The following is a 16537-nucleotide window of genomic DNA, read 5'->3' as shown; positions in this document are numbered from 1 at the left end:
GCTCCCGCGCGGCGGCCAAACCCCGCGCCCCCAGGGGCGACCGCGCGACCCGGACCGGGCTTCCCGCGGCGGCGATCCTGGGTTTTTCGCTCGCCCTGATCACCCTGATCCTCGATCAGGCCACGAAGATCTACGCCTATCGGGCTCTCGATCTGCCGATCAACGAGCCCATCGTCCTGACCCCGTTCCTCAAGCTGATCGTGGTCTGGAACCGCGGCATCTCCTACGGTCTCTTCCAGCAGGACGGGGATCTGGGGCGCTGGGTCCTGATCGTCGTCTCGATCCTGGCCGCCATCGGCTTGTCCGTCTGGATCCGGCGCACCAGGGCGAAGCTGCTGGCGGCGTCCCTCGGGCTGATCGTGGGCGGGGCGATCGGCAACGTCATCGACCGGCTGTGGTACGGGGCTGTGTTCGACTTCATCCAGTTCCACCTGGGCGACTGGTCCTGGTACGTGTTCAACGTGGCCGATGCGGCCATCGTTGCGGGTGTCATTGGATTGCTTTATGACTCCTTCGTTCTGGAGGGGCGACGGGGCCGGTAAGCCCCGTCTGCCTGTCAAGCTGCCATATGTTCGCCCTAAAGAGCGATCAGGCGTTCCAGACATAACGAGACACAATGGTGGGTGGGTGTGCCATGAAGGGAATGAGAATTTTTGGCTTCGCAGGGGCGCTGGCGTTCCTGGTGGCCGCATCCTCCGCTTCGGCGCAGGAGGGCGAGGCCGTGAAGAGCCTGCTCGGCAGCATCGGCATCATTCCCAAGGAGAAAGATCCTATCATTTACAATGAGCGCGCGCCGCTGGTGCTGCCGCCCAAGATGGATCTTCCGCCTCCGGTGGCATCGTACGGCGCCGAGGCCTCCAACGCCAACTGGCCCAAGGATCCGGACCTGGCCGCCCGCCGCAAGGCCGCGAAGGAAGCCAAGACTCCCTACACGGAATCCGAGCTCCACAAGCTCAGCGAAGGCAAGCGGCTGTCCATCGACGAGATCCGCGCCGGCCGCAATCCCAACAGCCGCGACGCCCTTCCGCAGCCTTCCGGAGGCTGGGGCAAGGAAAACAGCCGCATGACTCCGGACGAGCTGCGCGCGTTCGGGAAGAATCAGAAGGTGGAGCTCGAAGGGAACGGCCTGGAGCGCCGTTACCTGAGCGATCCGCCGGCCAATCTCCTGAAGGCCGCGCCCGGTGCGCCTCTCAAGGCATCCGTCGATCCGAAGCCGACGGGAGACCCCGACAGCGCGCAGGCTTTCATCCAGCAACAGCAGCAGCGCAGGCAGTAGCGCATCGCTCTTTTCCTTCCTTTTCAGGCGAACGGGTTTCACCCGCTTCGCCTGAAAACGTTCTAGGGGCCTCGCAAAGCCAAGCCTGTTTGAGGCCCGCAGGCGCAAAACCATGTCGCACCGAAAGGTGTCCTGCCTCGCTTGCTTGCTTCCCGGATTAGACTATCCCGTAGGAATCACCCTACGAAACGTTTTGCTGCTTCCAAGGTTGAACCATTATGAAGACTGCCTCCAAGCCCATCCTCAGAGCCGACGCCTCGTCCTTCGGGCGCACGGAAGGCAGCGGCCCGAATCTGTCCTCCTTCACCCTGGACAACGGTCTCGACGTCGTGGTGATTCCCGATCATCGTGCGCCCGTCGCGACACATATGGTGTGGTATCGCAACGGATCGGCGGATGATCCGATCGGACAATCGGGCATCGCGCATTTTCTTGAGCACCTGATGTTCAAGGGCACGGAGAAACATCCGGCAGGTGAGTTCTCGAAAGTGGTGTCCGGCCTCGGCGGCCAGGAGAACGCCTTCACGTCGTTCGACTACACGGCGTATTTCCAGCGCGTCGCGCGCGAGAACCTGAAGGTCATGATGGAGTTCGAAGCGGACCGCATGACCAATCTGCTCCTAGAGGAATCCGTGATCGGCCCGGAGCGCGACGTGGTGCTCGAAGAGCGCCGCATGCGCGTGGAGACCGATCCCTCCGCGCAATTGTCCGAGGCGATGGCCGCTTCGCTCTTCGTGCATCACCCTTACGGCATTCCGATCATCGGCTGGATGCACGAGATCGAGACGCTCAACCGGGAGCATGCACTCGATTACTACAAGCGCTTCTATACGCCCGAGAACGCCATTCTGGTCGTGGCCGGCGACGTGACGGCCGACGAGGTGCGCCGTCTCGCGGACGCCACATACGGCCGCATCGGCCCGCAGGGCAAGCGCCCGGTGCGCGTGCGGCCGCGCGAGCCCGAACCGGTGGCCGCGCGTCACATCACGGTGGCCGATCCGAAGGTCGAGCAGCCGACGCTGCAGCGGCTCTACCTCGTGCCGTCCTGCCGCACGGCGACGCATCGCGACTGCTATGCGCTCGAACTTCTCGCCGAGGTGATCGGCGGCGGTCCCACATCCTATCTCTACCGCAAGCTCGTGATGGAGCGCGGCGTCGCGGTGAATGCCGGCGCGTGGTACATGTCCTCGGCCATGGAGGACACGCGCTTCTGCGTCTACGCGGTCCCGGCCGAAGGCGTATCCCTGTCCGCCCTCGAAGAGGCGGTGGACGCGGTGCTGAAGACGATTTCCGCCGAGGCGCTCGACTCCGATTCCATCGAGCGCGCCAAGACCCGTCTCGTGGCCGAGACGATCTATTCCACCGACAGCCAGTCGTCGCTCGCACGCATCTACGGTTCGGCTCTCGCCATCGGCGAGACGATCGAGGAAGTGCGCCGCTGGCCCGTGGAAATCGAAACCGTGCTCAAGGAGGATCTCGCATCCGCCGCCGAGCGCTATCTCGTCGCCCGCCGTTCCGTGACGGGCTATCTGCAGAAGTCGGCATCCTGACCGCCTGCCTGAGATTCGAGGGAAAGATGACCGCTTCCATTGAAACCCTGTCCTCGTCCCCCACGACCGTGAAGGCTCTGACCTCCGCGACCGGCGTCGAGGCCTGGCACGTCGAATCAGACGTGGTCCCGCTGATCGCCGTCTCGTTCATTTTCGAAGGCGGCTCCGCGCATGATCCGGCCGACAAGCCGGGTGTCGCACAGATGCTGGCGCGCCTGCTCGACGAAGGCGCGGGCGAGTACGATTCCGACGCCTTCCAGGAGCGCCTCGCCGCGCGTGCGATCGAGCTGTCCTTCAATGCGGGCAACGACGCCATCGGCGGCTCGCTGAAGACGCTCGTGAAGCATGCGGACGAAGCCTTCGAGCTTTTGCGGCTCGCTCTCGTCGAACCGCGCTTCGACCAGGACGCCATCGAGCGCGTGCGCGCCCAGACCATCGCGGGCCTGCGCTACCAGCAGAACGATCCGGGCGTCATGGCCACGCGCCGCTTCTTCGAGGAGGGTTTCGCGGGCCATCCCTACGGCCGCCCGACCTCGGGCACGCCCGAGAGCGTGGCGGCGATCACGCGGGACGACCTCATGGCGATGCATCGCGCCATGATCGCGCGCGGCCGCGTGAAGATCGCCGTCGTCGGCGCCATATCGGCCGACAATCTCTCGGCGCTGCTCGACAACGTCTTCGGTGCGCTGCCCGAGGCGAAGCCGCTCTCCGTCATCGAGTCAGCGTCCCTGCAGAAGGTCGGCTCGCGCATCGTCGTCGATATCGACGTGCCGCAATCCGTCATCCGGTTCGGCACGCCCGGCATCGCGTGGCGCGATCCCGGCTTCATTCCCGCCTATGTGCTCAACCACATCTTCGGAGGCGGCTCATTCACGTCGCGCCTTTTCCAGGAGGTGCGCGAGAAGCGCGGTCTCGCCTACAGCGTCGGCACCTCGCTCGTCAGCTATCGCGCCGCCACCATGACCTGGGGCTATACCGCAACCAAGAACGAGCGCGTGGTGGAGTGCCTCGACGTGATCGCGAGCGAGATGGCGCGTCTCAAGGAGGAAGGTCCCTCCGACGAGGAGCTGCAGAAGGCGAAGGATTACCTCATCGGCTCCTATGCTCTCGGTTTCGACACCTCGACGAAGATCGCCCATACCCTCGCGCAGATCGCGTTCGAAGACCTCGGGATCGACTATATCGGGCGCCGCAACCCATTGGTGGCCTCGGTCACGCAGGCGGATATCCGCAAGGCCGCCGAGCGCATCTTCGGCGCCGGCAGGATGCTGACCGTCATCGCGGGACGACCGACGGGGCTTTAGACTTGCTTGGCCTACGGCGCCGGACGTGACATCGACTTCATGTCCGGCGCTTCAACATTATGATTGTGAGAATATTTTCGCGCAAAACCCGTTCCCACTTTTGCGTTCGATTCCCCCTTCTGGGAGAGAGCGCATCGTCCTTGCGGAAATCCGGGTCCACTTTTTCGCACGATGCGCTAGCCGACCACCCTGTCCGGCCCTAAAGTTTCGCTTTCCTATGAAACGAGTCGGAGAGTAACCGCATGGCCTTGCAGCAATCGATTGATCTCGCCCTGGCATCCACCATCGGGGAGGGCGGTCTTTCGCAGGGGGCGCTCGAGGCGGCCCTCGCGACCGTCGGCAAGGCCATGGAGCGGCTGTCGGAGGACGATTCGTCGGGACGCCTGCCGCTGCTCCATATGCCGCGCACGACGGACGACCTCGCCTCCGTCAGGGATGCGGCCGCCCGGCTGCGCCTGGACGCGACGGACGTGGTGTTCCTCGGCACCGGCGGCTCGAGCCTGGGGGGACAGACCCTCGCCCAGTTGAAGGACTACGCGGTGCCGGGAGCCGGGCGCTTCACGGAGAGCCCCCGGGTCCACTTCCTCGACAATCTCGACCCGATCACCTTCGACCACGTGCTGCACAAGCTGCCTCTGTCGTCGACGCGCTTCGTGGCGATCTCGAAGTCGGGCGGCACGGGCGAGACCCTGATGCAGACCATCGCGGTCCTGTCCGCCCTCGACAAGGCGGGCCTGAAGGCCATGCCCAAGGACATGATCCTGGGCCTGTCCGAGCCGCGCAAGGACGGCGGCAGGAACGCCCTGCGCGATCTCCTGGAGCCGGAGGGCGTGCGCTTCCTGGAGCATCATACGGGCATCGGCGGGCGCTATTCCGTGCTCACCAATGTGGGCCTTCTGCCCGCAGCCGTCCTCGGCCTCGACATCGGTGCGATTCGCCAGGGCGCTGCCGACGCCTATGAGCCTTTCCGCAACGGCAGTGCCGCCAATGACACGCCGGCGGCCCTCGGCGCTGCGCTCAACGTGGCCGCCGCTCAAGAAGGCAAGGGCATCGCCGTCACCATGGCCTATGCGGACCGCCTGGAGCGCTTCACCCGCTGGTGGGTGCAGCTCTGGGCCGAGAGCATCGGCAAGGACGGCAACGGCACGCAGCCCGTGGCCGCCACCGGCCCGGTGGATCAGCACAGCCAGCTTCAGCTCTATCTCGCCGGCCCCAACGACAAGCTCTTCACCATCATGACCACGGACGTGGCCGGCAAGGGCCCGCTCATGGACGAGAAGCTCGCCAAGCGCGCCGGAGAGCCGGGCTTCGGGGGCAAACGCATCGGCGATCTGGTGGCCGCCCAGGGCCGCGCCACCGCCGATACGCTCGCCAGGAACGGCCGCCCGACCCGGCGCATCCATATCGAGAAGCTCGACGAGCGCGCCGTGGGCGAACTGCTGATGCATTTCATGCTGGAGACGATCCTCACCGGCTATGCGCTCGGTGTCGATCCGTTCGACCAGCCGGCGGTGGAAGAGGGCAAGATCCTCGCCAAGCAGTACCTGGCACAGGCGTGAAGGCATTCATGCCCGGCCTTGAGCCGGGCATCGACGCTTCGGACCGCATGACCTCCAGGACGTGGATGGCCGCACCGAGGGCGGCCATGACGACGGTCGGCGACGTCGAGGGGCGGGTCGGCCATGGCGGCAGGGAATCGCGCATCCGGTCCGCTCAATCGCCAGGGGAATAACGTCGCGGATGCTGGCGTCGGGAATCCTCGCCCCCTATCTTGGTCTTTTCCGATTCCCTCGAACGTGAAGGGCCTCATGCTCGTCCGCCGCCTCGATCCCATTCTCGTCGACCGCATCGCCGCGGGCGAGGTTGTCGAGCGTCCTGCGGCCGCCGTGAAGGAGCTCGTCGAGAACGCCGTCGATGCGGGCGCGGGCTCCATCGAGATCGCCGTCGAGGCCGGCGGCCGCCGCCTGATCCGCATCGTCGACGACGGGCAGGGCATGACGCCGGCGGATCTCGAACTCGCCGTCGAGCGCCATGCCACCTCCAAGCTGCCCGACGGCGATCTGTTTTCCATCAACACGCTGGGCTTCCGGGGCGAGGCCCTGCCGTCCATCGGCGCGGTGGCCCGCTTGTGCATCACGACGCGCACGAAGGAGGCGGAGACCGGCTCCATGATCGTGGTCGAGGGCGGCGTGAAGCATCCCGTGCGGCCCGCGCCGGCCCCCAAGGGAACGCGCGTCGAGGTGACGGACCTGTTCGCCGCCACGCCCGCGCGCCTCAAATTCCTGAAGAGCGACCGCTCCGAGGCGCAGGCCGTCGCGGAGATCGTCAAGCGCCTCGCCATCGCGCATCCGACCGTGCGGTTCACCCTGTCCGGCGAACACATCACGTCCTTCACCTATCCGCCGGAGGAGCCCGGCGAGCACGGCTTCCTGCGCCGGCTCTCCCGCGTTCTCGGCTCCGATTTCAACGAGAACGCCATGACGATCGGCGTCGAGCGCGAAGGCGTGCGGCTCACGGGCTTCGCGAGCCTTCCGACCTATCACCGCGGCACCTCCGCCGCCGTCCATTTCGTCGTGAACGGGCGGCCCGTGCGCGACAAGCTCCTGCTCGGCGCGGTGCGGGGCGCCTATGCCGACGTGATGGCCTCCGACCGCCATCCGGTTCTCGCCATGATGATCGATCTCGATCCGCGCACGGTGGACGTCAACGTGCATCCGGCCAAAACCGAAGTGCGCTTTCGCGATCCCGCCTTCATGCGCGGTTTCGTGGTGGCGGCCATCAAGGAGGCGATCACGCGCTTTTCCATGCGTGCGTCCTCGACCGTCGGCGCGCGCACGCTGGAGAGCCTGCGTCCGCAGGGCGTGCTGTCGTCACGCCCGGCCTATGGCCATCACCGGCCTTCGATCATCCGTCCGTCGAGCGGCTTCGCCCATTGGCAGGCGCCGCTCGACCCCGCTCCGCACGCCTTTGAGCCGACTCGCGGGCTGGCGGAGACGCAGGCGAGCCTGCCCGATCTCGCGGCTCCCTCGGCCGACAGCCGCGCGACGCTCACCGACATCGAGCCGGAGACGGAGGCGTCTCCCCTCGGCGCCGCCCGCGCGCAGGTGCACGGCACCTACATCGTCGCGCAGACGCAGGACGGCATCGTCATCGTCGATCAGCATGCCGCGCATGAGCGCCTCGTCTACGAGCGCCTGAAGCGCGAGCGCGCATCCTCGGGCATCGCGCGCCAGCTGCTGCTGATCCCCGAGGTCGTCGAGCTCGATCCGGTCGATGCGGATCGTGTGCTCGCGGAGGCTCCCATGCTGGAGGGCCTCGGCCTTGCCGTCGAGCCCTTCGGACACGGGGCCCTGCTCGTGCGCGAAGTGCCGTCGGCCCTCGCGGGCGGGCGCATCAAGGCGCTGGTGCAGGACGTGGCGGATGCGCTCGCGGAATGGGGACAAGGGGCCGCCAATCCGCTCGAGGAGCGGCTCGACGCGGTGCTCTCGCGCATGTCCTGCCACGGCTCCATCCGGGCGGGACGGCGCATGCGGCCCGAAGAGATGAACGCGTTGCTGCGCGAGATGGAGGCCACGCCGCTCTCCGGCCAGTGCAACCACGGGCGGCCCACCTACGTGGAGCTGAAGCTCAGCGACATCGAGCGATTGTTCGGGCGGCGCTAGAGCATCGAACGTGAAAAGTGGGCACCGGTTTTGCGTGAAAAGATGCTCAAGCAAGGAGAGCATCGAACGCAAAAGTGGGCACCGGTTTTGCGTGAAAAGATGCTCAAGGAAGGAGAGCATCGGACGTGAAAAGCGGGAACCGGCTTTGCGTGAAAAGATGCTCTAGGCGACGCCGTGCAGCACCTTCGCCGGCCTCGCGGGATCGCGCTCCACCTCAACCCGCACCCTGTCGAACTCGTCCTGAAACGAGCCGGGGGCATGGACCATGTGCTGTAGAAGGGCGCCCGCCCGGTCCGTCGAGCGCACGAAATGGACGCCGAGGGAGTCGCTGTGGCGCCAGCACAGGCGCGCCCGATGGACCTGGAGGTCGTGGGCGGCGATGAAGATCTCGAAATCGTCAGGCAGCTCCGTGTTCTGATCGAGGGCGATCCTCGCGCCGCCGGTCGAGATATCCACGATCCGGCAGGAAATCATGGAATCGGGCCCCAGCACGATCTTGGCGAGATGCTGCGTGCGAAAGCGCCGGGCCTGTCGGCGATTGTCGATACGGCTGCGAGTGCCCATGGGCCCGACCTGCTGAAATGGTTAACGCCACGCCTCGTCTTAATGTTGCGTTAACTATTTTCCAATGCCCCTTTCGGGTAATGCCGTAGGACATTAGTCCAATGCATGGGGCGGAGCCGAAGACAAGCGCTGATTTCAGGAAAGTCGAAAGGGCGCTAGATCAGGATCTGACGTGCAAACACCCCCACGAAGCCCATCCCCATCAGAAAGAACGGGAACCATTTGGGGCAGGAGGTCGGTTCGTCGCGTTTCATCCTCTGTCGCTCTCTTCGATCGTCGCAGGGCTGCGGAGGCGGGATGAGCCTCAGTTCATCCGTGAAGCCCACCCCATGTGCCCCCACGCGAAACCGCTAACGGCTTCAGGTGACGGCACGATGACACCTTCAAGATTGGGCGCCCTGGCAGCGAGAGGCTGAACCCGCGGCCAGGGCGTGAGCCGCATGCGAGAGATCGCAGCGACATCCCGATGGTATTGCGCAGGCCGGGGGCGTCAACGCGGTCGAGGAGCGCAGATGCCGCGCTTCCGTTCATTCCATGAGCAAAGAATGGACGCCCTGCCGATCCATTGCGCAACGACCGGCGCCGCCGGTCGTTGCGAGGCAGGAACGCCTTCAGCGCGCCGGACCGGTGCGTTCCGACGAGGCCGCCCAGATATTGAGGCCGCCCTCCATGGCATAGCGGTCGATCTCCGCGAGCTCATCCGGGGTGAAGGTGGGATTCCTGAGCGCTCCGACGCAATCCTCCACCTGTTCGGGGCGGCTCGCGCCGATCAGCGCGGAGGTCACTCGCTCGCCGCGCAGGACCCAGGCCAGGGCCATCTGCGCGAGCGTCTGCCCGCGCCGCGCGGCGATCTCGTTGAGGCTGCGGATCCGCGACAGGTTCTCATCGCTCAGAAAACTCGTCCTGAGCGACTTGCCGGCCGCGGCTCTGCTGCTGTCGGGAATGCCGTCGAGATACTTCGTGGTCAGCATGCCTTGCGCCAGCGGCGAGAACACGATGGAGCCCATGCCGAGATCGTCGAGCGCATCGAGAAGGCCGTCCTCCTCGATCCAGCGGTTGAGCATGGAATAGCTCGGCTGATGGATGATGCAGGGCGTCTTGAGCTCGCGCAGAATGGCCAATGCTTCGCGGGTGCGCTGCGCGTTGTAGGAGGACAGGCCGACATAGAGCGCCTTTCCCTGCCGCACGGCGGAGTCGAGCGCCATCATGGTTTCCTCCAGCGGCGTCTCCGGATCGAAGCGGTGCGAATAGAAGATGTCGACATAGTCGAGCCCCATGCGCCTGAGGCTCTGGTCGAGGCTGGAGAGAAGATATTTGCGGCTGCCCCATTCGCCGTAAGGGCCCGGCCACATGCGGTAGCCTGCCTTGGTGGAGATCACGAGCTCGTCGCGCAATCCGTGGAACTCGCTGCGCAGGATTTCGCCGAACAGCGTCTCGGCCGAGCCGGGAGGCGGTCCGTAATTGTTGGCGAGGTCGAAATGCGTGATGCCCAGGTCGAAGGCGGTCCGGCAGATCTCCCGCGCGGTCGCGGCCGATTTGTCCTCTCCGAAATTGTGCCACAGTCCCAGCGAGATCGCCGGCAGCTTCAAGCCGCTTCGCCCGCAGCGATTGTAGATCATCTCGTCGTAACGGTTGTCGGCGGGCTGATAGGCCATGGCTTCCTCCAGGGGCTTGTCTGCGCGGCAGGCTGGCACAGAGAGCACAGCCGTGTCGAGAGAGGCCGGAATCCGGGCCGACGACGGAGGTAGCCCGGCCGGAAAAGCTCGGCCATGGGTGAACAATTCCTATGGGCCGGCGTTAAGGCATCGGGCGCGGTCTCGAACTCGCGCCCGATGCCTGACCCTTTGTGGTTTTGAGCATCCTTTCACGCAAAGCCGGTTCCCACTTCCCGCGTTCGATACTCTAGCGGGGTGCCCGATAGGCCTGTCAGAGGACCTCATGAACAAATTGTCGTGGAGCCCTGTTCTTCTCGGAGCAGGCATCGTCATCGCGCTGATGGGATTGGCGCTGGGAGCGGGCGGCATCTGGCTGATCACCCTCGGCGGCTCCTGGTACTATGCTCTCGCGGGCATCGGCTTTCTGGTGACGGCCTACCTCCTCGTCACCGCGCGTCCTTCGGCCCTCTGGGTCTATGCGGTCGTCGTCGCGGGCACGCTGCTCTGGGCCTTGTGGGAGGTCGGTCTCGACTGGTGGCCTCTCGGCGCGCGCGGAGGCCTGGTCTTTCTGGTCGGCCTCTTCCTGCTGACGCCGTGGGTGAGGCGCGCCCTCAGGACCGAGCCGTACGGGACCGAACGCGCCATCCCGGCGCGCGTGTCGGCCTTTCGCGGCGCGGGGCTGTCGCTGAGTGCGATTCTCGGCCTCTCTCTCGTGGTCGCGGTCGCCTCCTGGTTCGTCGATCACCGCATGATCGAAGGCACCGCTCCCGATGCGCGCGCCCAGGTTCCACCCGATGCGCTCGGCGTGCCGGCCGGCGAATGGCACGCCTATGGGCGCACCGGATACGGACAGCGCTACTCGCCCCTGAACCAGATCACCCCCGCCAACGTGTCCAATCTCAAGGTCGCCTGGACCTATCGCACGGGCGACCTCCGCGGCCGTCCGGGCGATCCGGAGGAGACCACGTTCCAGGTGACGCCTCTGAAGATCGGCAACAGGCTCTTCCTGTGCACGCCGCATCAGGACGTCATCGCTCTCGACGCGACGACCGGCCAGCAGATCTGGCGCTACGAGCCGAAGGTGCGCGGGGAGCTCGCGCTCCAGCATCTCACCTGCCGCGGGCTGTCCTACTATCCCGGCGACGGCGTGACGGCGGCCGCGCCTGCGGCCCCGCAGGACGGGCAGGCGCGGCCCGTGCCCGATCTGCCGGTCGCCGCGGCGGCCGGCGCGCAGACGGTGCCGGAATGCAACGCGAAGCTCTTCATGCCGACCGCCGACGGTCGCCTGATCGCCATCAATCCCGAAACCGGCGCCGTCTGCACCAGCTTCGGCGGAGGGACGGGGCAGATCGATCTCTGGCGCAACATGCCGAACGTGAATCCGGGCGCCTATTATTCCACGTCGCCGCCCGTGGTGGCGCGGGGCGTCATCGTCGTCGGCGGCACGGTTCTCGACAACGTGTCGACCGCCGAGCAGTCCGGCGTCATCCGGGCCTTCGACGTCAACACCGGGGCTCTCGTGTGGAACTGGGACTCGGGCAAGCCCGACGTCACCACGCCGATCGCGCCCGACGAGACCTATGTGCCGAACTCTCCGAACAGCTGGTCCATCTCCAGCGTCGACGAGGATCTCGGCCTGATCTATGTGCCGCTCGGCAACCAGCCGCCGGATCAATGGGGCGGCAACCGCAGCGAGAACGTGGAGCGCTTCTCGTCGTCGGTGGTGGCGCTCGACCTCGCGACCGGGCAGTCGCGCTGGGTCTTCCAGACCGTGCATCACGACCTGTGGGACTACGACGTGCCGTCTCAGCCGAGCCTCATCGACCTGACGATCGGCGGGCAGAACGTTCCCGCGCTCGTGCAGCCGACGAAACAGGGCGAGCTCTACGTGCTCGACAGGCGTACGGGACAGCCCGTGCTCCCCGTCACCGAAAAGCCTGCGCCACAGGGCGCCGCGCAGGGCGACAGAACGGCGCCGACGCAGCCTGTCTCGGCCCTGTCCTACGATCCGCCGCCGCTGAGGGAGAGCGACATGTGGGGCGCGACGCTGTTCGATCAGCTCGCCTGCCGCATCGCGTTCAAGAAGCTGCGCTACGAGGGCCGCTTCACGCCGCCCTCGGTCCAGGGCTCGCTGATCTATCCGGGCAATTTCGGCGTCTTCAACTGGGGCGGCATCGCGGTCGATCCGCAGCGCCGGATCGCCTTCACGACGCCGACCTATCTCGCCTTCGTGTCACAGCTCGTTCCGCGCCAGAACGACAAGACGCTCTACGTGCAGGGCAATCAGCGCCCGGAAGGAAGCCTGCCGGCGCTCAACGAGAATTTCGGCGCGCCTTTCGCCGTGAAGCTCTATGCCTTCACGTCGCCGCTCGGCATTCCATGCCAGGCCCCGCCATGGGGCTATGTGGCGGGCGCGGATCTCACCACGGGCAAGATCGTCTGGAAGCACAAGAACGGCACCACGCGCGACGCCACCCCCGTTCCGCTGCCGTTGCCGCTCGGCGTGCCCAATCTCGGCGGGCCGATCATGACCGCAGGCGGCGTCGCCTTCCTGTCGGGCACCATCGACTATTACATCCGCGGCTACGACGTCTCGACCGGCCGGCAGTTGTGGGAAGACCGTCTGCCCGCGGGCGGGCAGGCGACACCCATGACCTATACCGGCGCGGACGGGCGGCAATATCTGCTGGTCGTCGCGGGCGGACACGGTTCGCTCGGCACGAAGGCGGGCGATTACGTGATCGCCTACGCGTTGCCCAAACAATAGGATTGACGTCGCTCGCGCGGTTCCCGTCCGAGCTGCGCGAGCGATACCTTTAGAATTGCGTGATGACGCTGATGCCGAGGCCCTCGAACCGGTCCATGTTCATGAGGGCCGCGGGAGCCTCGTCCAGGCCGATCCTTTTGCCGACGAGCTTGTGCGGCAGGAGCTTGCCCGTCTCGATCATGCTCATCATGGCCTGGTAGCGGAAGGCCTGCATGCCGTGGCTGCCGAGGATTTCCAGCTCCCAGCCGATCACGCGGTCCATCGGGATCTGCGGCCGGGCATGGTCGCCCAGCATGAGGCCGATCTGCACATGGCGCCCGCGGCGGCGCAGGTTCGCGATGGAGTTGAAGCAGGTGGCGGGATGGCCGAGCGCGTCGATGGAGACATGCGCGCCGCCCTTCGTGATCTCCCGCACCGCCTCGACCACGTCGGCGACCTCGCGGGCGTTGATCGTCGCGACCGCGCCCATCTGCCTGGCGAAGTCGAGCTTTTCCTGCGTGAGGTCTATGGCGACGACGTTCGCCCCCATGGCGGCCGCGATCATGATCGCCGACAGCCCGACGCCGCCGCAGCCATGCACGGCGACCCAGTCTCCCGGCCCGACGCGCCCCTGGTCGACGATGGCCCGGAAGGAGGTCACGAAGCGGCATCCGAGGCTCGCGGCGGTCTCGAAATCGAGGCTCTCAGGCAGCGCCACGAGGTTCGTGTCCGCGTAATCGACCGCCACGTATTCGGCGAAGGATCCCCAAGCCGTGAAGCCCGGCTGGAACTGGTGCTCGCAGACCTGATGGTTGCCGGAATTGCACTCGAAGCAATGGCCGCATCCGCCGACGAACGGCACCGTGACGCGGTCGCCCTTCTTCCATCGGGTCACCTGCTTCCCGGTAGCGAGGACTGTGCCCGCCAGTTCATGGCCCGGCACATGGGGCAGCACCACGTCGGGATCGTGCCCCATCCAGCCGTGCCAGTCGCTCCGGCACAATCCCGTGGCCTCCACCTTGATCACCACGCCTTCGGCCGACGGCGCCGGATCGGGCACGGTCTGAACGCGGGGCGGCTGGCCGAATTGCTCGAAGAGAACGGCTTTCATGGGAGGCCTTTCATACGCGAGGAGCGGGAAGAGGCGGTATAGCGGTCGGGGGAGGCGGGGGCAAATTCGGCGATGTCGGCGGCAATGGATCCCGGGCACCGCCGCGCAGCCCCGGCGAACAGGCGGGATTGGGTTACCCGCTGAACCGCCCGAACAGCACCTTGGTCTCTCCGTAGTCGCGGCGTTCGATCTCCTCGAAGCCGTCCGGCAGGCTGACCTCGACGCCTTGCGCTTCCTCCACCACGACGAGCGCGCCGGGCGTCAGCCAGCCGCCTTCGGCGCAGGCGCGGAGAGCTTTGGGCGCAAGGTCCTTGCCATAGGGCGGATCGCAGAAGACGACCGAGAAGGGCGCGTTGGGCGCAGCCTCGCCCATGCGCGTCGCATCGCGGCGGAAGAGGCGCGTCGCGCCGCCGGCGCCCAAAGCTTCCACGTTCTCGCGGATGATGCCGCGCGCCTGCGCGCCGTCGTCGACGAAGAGCGCGAAGGCCGCGCCGCGCGAGAGGGCCTCGAGCCCCATGGCGCCGGTGCCCGCGAACAGGTCGAGCACGCGCGCGCCCTCCACCGGGTCGTCATAGCCGTGCTGAAGGATGTTGAAGAGCGTCTCGCGCAGGCGGTCCGAGGTCGGGCGGATGACGTCCGAACTCGGCCCCTTGAGCGAGCGGCCGCGCCAGCGCCCGCCCACGATTCTCATGGTCTAAGCCTCATCAGCGACGGCCGCGCGGGCCGCCCTTGGATCCGCCGCCCGGGCCTTTCTTGAAGCCGCCCTTGGAGGCTCCGCGAGGGCCACCTTTGAAGCCGCCGCCGCCACCGCCGCGCGGGCCGCCCCGGGAGGGGCCGTCGCCACGCGGGGGACCACGGCGCGGGCGGTCATCGCCGCCTTCGTCACGGGCCCGGAAGGGGCGCTCTCCATAGGGCTTGCGCGGACGATCCTCGCCGCCTTCGCGGGAGCGGAACGGACGCTCGCCCCCCGCACGGCGCGGACGCTCGTCGTCATCGCGACGGGGACGGCCCGCGCCCCCCTCGCGCTTGAAGCGGGACGGCGCCGCGTCGCGGTCGTCCCGGCGGCGGGGACGCTCCTCGCCACGGGCGCCGCCACGGCCCCCGCGCGGTGCCGGAGCCTCTTCCTCCTGCGGCTGGCGGACCAGGCGCTCCACCACGACCTTGCGGCCTTCCGGCGAAGCGATGGCGCCGACGCGCTCGCGCTGGCGCTCCGCGCTGGCGGCGCGCGCCTCGCGCGGGTCGGCGCCGCGTCGCGGCACGCGCTTGCGCGGCGCATCCTCGTCGGTCTCGCCCGCGCGCCAGACGCTCTTCTTCACGTCGAGGCGCGAGGGGCGCTTCTTGGGCTCTTCCTCTTCGCGCTCGTAGCGGTCGCCCCCGCGTGCGCGGAAAGGCTTCTCGTCATCGCCACGGCGGCGCGGGCGGTCGTCGCCGCCGCGACCGAAGCGGGCGGGGCGCTCGTCGCGATCCTCGCGGAACTTGCGTTCCTTCGCCGGGGAGCCGAAGGGCGCGATGGGCTCGCGCACGGGGCTTTCGAAATCGACGCCGGCCTCGGCCGCGAGAGCCTCGCCGAGCTGATCCTTGAGCACCTTCGTCTTCACTTCCTCGACCAGGCCCTGCTCGAGATCGCCGAGCTGGAACGGCCCGAAGGACATGCGGATCAGGCGGTTCACCTGCATGCCGAGATGTTCGAGGATGCGCTTGATCTCGCGGTTCTTGCCTTCGCGCAGGCCCATCGTGATCCACACGTTGTCGCCCTGCATGCGGTCGAGGCGAGCCTCGACGGGACCATATTCGATGCCGTCGATGGTGATGCCGTCGCGAAGCCCGTCGAGATCGGCCTGCGTGATCTCGCCGTGGGCGCGCACTTTGTAGCGGCGCAGCCAGCCGGTATCGGGATGGGCGATCACGCGGGCGAGGCCGCCGTCATTGGTGAGCAGCAGCAGGCCTTCGGTGTTGATGTCGAGGCGGCCCACCGCCACCACGCGGGGCAGGTCCTCGGGCAGGTTGTCGAACACGGTGGCTCGCCCTTCCGGGTCGCGGGCCGTGGTCACGAGGCCGCGCGGCTTGTGGTAGAGCCACAGGCGCGTGCGCTCCTTGGTGGGCAGAGGCTCCCCGTCCACGGTGATCGTGTCGGCGGCGGTCACGTTGATGGCGGGGCTCTCCAGAACCTGGCCGTTGAGGGTGACGCGGCCTTCCGCGATCATCGCCTCCGCGTCGCGCCGGGAGGCGACGCCCGCGCGGGCGATCACCTTGGCGATGCGGTCCTCGGCGGTCTCCTGAGCGGCCTCGCTCGAAACCGCCGGGCGCTGCTCCTCGCGCTTGCGGCGGGGGCGCTCCTCGGCGGAACGGTCGAAGCGGCGCGGGCGATCCTCACCGCCACGGGCCCGGAAGGGGCGGTCACCGTCCTCGCGGCGGGCGCGGAACGGCTTGTCGCCTTCGGGCCGGGGACGGCGCGGGCGCTCGTCGTTGTCGCGGCTGCGGAAGGGCTTGTCGCCCGCGGCGCGGGGCTTGCGGGGACGCTCGTCCTCGCCCCGGGCGCGGAAGGGGCGCTCGCCGCCCTCGCGGGGTTTGCGGAAGGGCCGGTCACCGGAGGTGCGGCCACGGTCGGAGCGTCCCGAGGAACGGCCCTTACGATTATCGTCGTTGCTGTCGGTCATGGGAGCCTGATA

General features: G+C 67.3%; 13 protein-coding genes. 8 read left to right on the top strand and 5 right to left on the bottom strand.

Translation table 11 applies throughout. The features are described 5' to 3' along the window. The first annotated feature begins 74 nt into the window (after positions 1-74). The 7 genes from lspA to mutL all read left to right on the top strand — a co-directional run bounded on the left by lspA (position 75) and on the right by mutL (position 7792). Positions 75-542: a signal peptidase II gene (lspA, locus tag RE429_RS16950; RefSeq protein ID WP_414474231.1), complete on the top strand. Its 468-nt coding sequence runs from the start codon at positions 75-77 to the stop codon at positions 540-542. A gap of 101 nt (positions 543-643) precedes the next feature. Further along, positions 644-1276, top strand: coding sequence for a hypothetical protein (locus tag RE429_RS16945; protein WP_414471882.1), 633 nt, complete (start codon positions 644-646; stop codon positions 1274-1276). 218 nt (positions 1277-1494) lie between these two features. Further along, entirely contained in the window at positions 1495-2826 is a 1332-nt protein-coding gene (locus tag RE429_RS16940) for a M16 family metallopeptidase (RefSeq protein WP_414471881.1), read from the top strand. A 26-nt stretch (positions 2827-2852) separates the two neighbouring features. Then, positions 2853-4130, top strand: coding sequence for a M16 family metallopeptidase (locus tag RE429_RS16935; RefSeq protein ID WP_414471880.1), 1278 nt, complete (start codon positions 2853-2855; stop codon positions 4128-4130). Between the two features lie 242 nt (positions 4131-4372). After that, positions 4373-5689: a glucose-6-phosphate isomerase gene (locus RE429_RS16930; protein WP_414471879.1), complete on the top strand. Its 1317-nt coding sequence runs from the start codon at positions 4373-4375 to the stop codon at positions 5687-5689. 8 nt (positions 5690-5697) lie between these two features. Next, positions 5698-5862 (top strand): hypothetical protein, encoded by a 165-nt coding sequence (locus tag RE429_RS16925; protein WP_414471878.1) that lies wholly within the window; start codon positions 5698-5700, stop codon positions 5860-5862. A gap of 76 nt (positions 5863-5938) precedes the next feature. Then, on the top strand, positions 5939-7792 hold the full coding sequence (mutL, locus tag RE429_RS16920; protein ID WP_414471877.1) for a DNA mismatch repair endonuclease MutL: 1854 nt from the start codon (positions 5939-5941) through the stop codon (positions 7790-7792). Between the two features lie 162 nt (positions 7793-7954). Here mutL and RE429_RS16915 read toward each other — a convergent pair whose 3' ends face one another. Beyond that, positions 7955-8356, bottom strand: a complete 402-nt coding sequence (locus tag RE429_RS16915) for a PilZ domain-containing protein (RefSeq protein ID WP_414471876.1) — start codon at positions 8354-8356, stop codon at positions 7955-7957. Positions 8357-8967: 611 nt separating this feature from the next. After that, entirely contained in the window at positions 8968-10011 is a 1044-nt protein-coding gene (gene mgrA, locus RE429_RS16910; protein ID WP_414471875.1) for an L-glyceraldehyde 3-phosphate reductase, read from the bottom strand. A 283-nt stretch (positions 10012-10294) separates the two neighbouring features. Between mgrA and RE429_RS16905 the strand changes: the two genes are divergently transcribed. Then, the gene (locus tag RE429_RS16905) at positions 10295-12778 is read left to right on the top strand and encodes a glucose/quinate/shikimate family membrane-bound PQQ-dependent dehydrogenase (RefSeq protein WP_414471874.1); all 2484 of its coding nucleotides are present in this window, start codon (positions 10295-10297) and stop codon (positions 12776-12778) included. Between the two features lie 49 nt (positions 12779-12827). Here RE429_RS16905 and RE429_RS16900 read toward each other — a convergent pair whose 3' ends face one another. From RE429_RS16900 to RE429_RS16890, 3 genes are all read right to left on the bottom strand, one after another. Beyond that, on the bottom strand, positions 12828-13868 hold the full coding sequence (locus RE429_RS16900; protein WP_414471873.1) for a zinc-dependent alcohol dehydrogenase family protein: 1041 nt from the start codon (positions 13866-13868) through the stop codon (positions 12828-12830). A gap of 133 nt (positions 13869-14001) precedes the next feature. Then, the gene (gene rsmD, locus RE429_RS16895; RefSeq protein ID WP_414471872.1) at positions 14002-14559 is read right to left on the bottom strand and encodes a 16S rRNA (guanine(966)-N(2))-methyltransferase RsmD; all 558 of its coding nucleotides are present in this window, start codon (positions 14557-14559) and stop codon (positions 14002-14004) included. Positions 14560-14572: 13 nt separating this feature from the next. After that, the gene (locus RE429_RS16890) at positions 14573-16525 is read right to left on the bottom strand and encodes a pseudouridine synthase (RefSeq protein ID WP_414471871.1); all 1953 of its coding nucleotides are present in this window, start codon (positions 16523-16525) and stop codon (positions 14573-14575) included. Positions 16526-16537 lie beyond the last annotated feature (12 nt).

The organism is Microvirga sp. M2 (assembly GCF_047497095.1).
Classification (GTDB): domain Bacteria; phylum Pseudomonadota; class Alphaproteobacteria; order Rhizobiales; family Beijerinckiaceae; genus Microvirga.
Note: the sequence above shows the minus strand (reverse complement) of the source record. Positions and strands in the feature narration are given on the sequence as shown.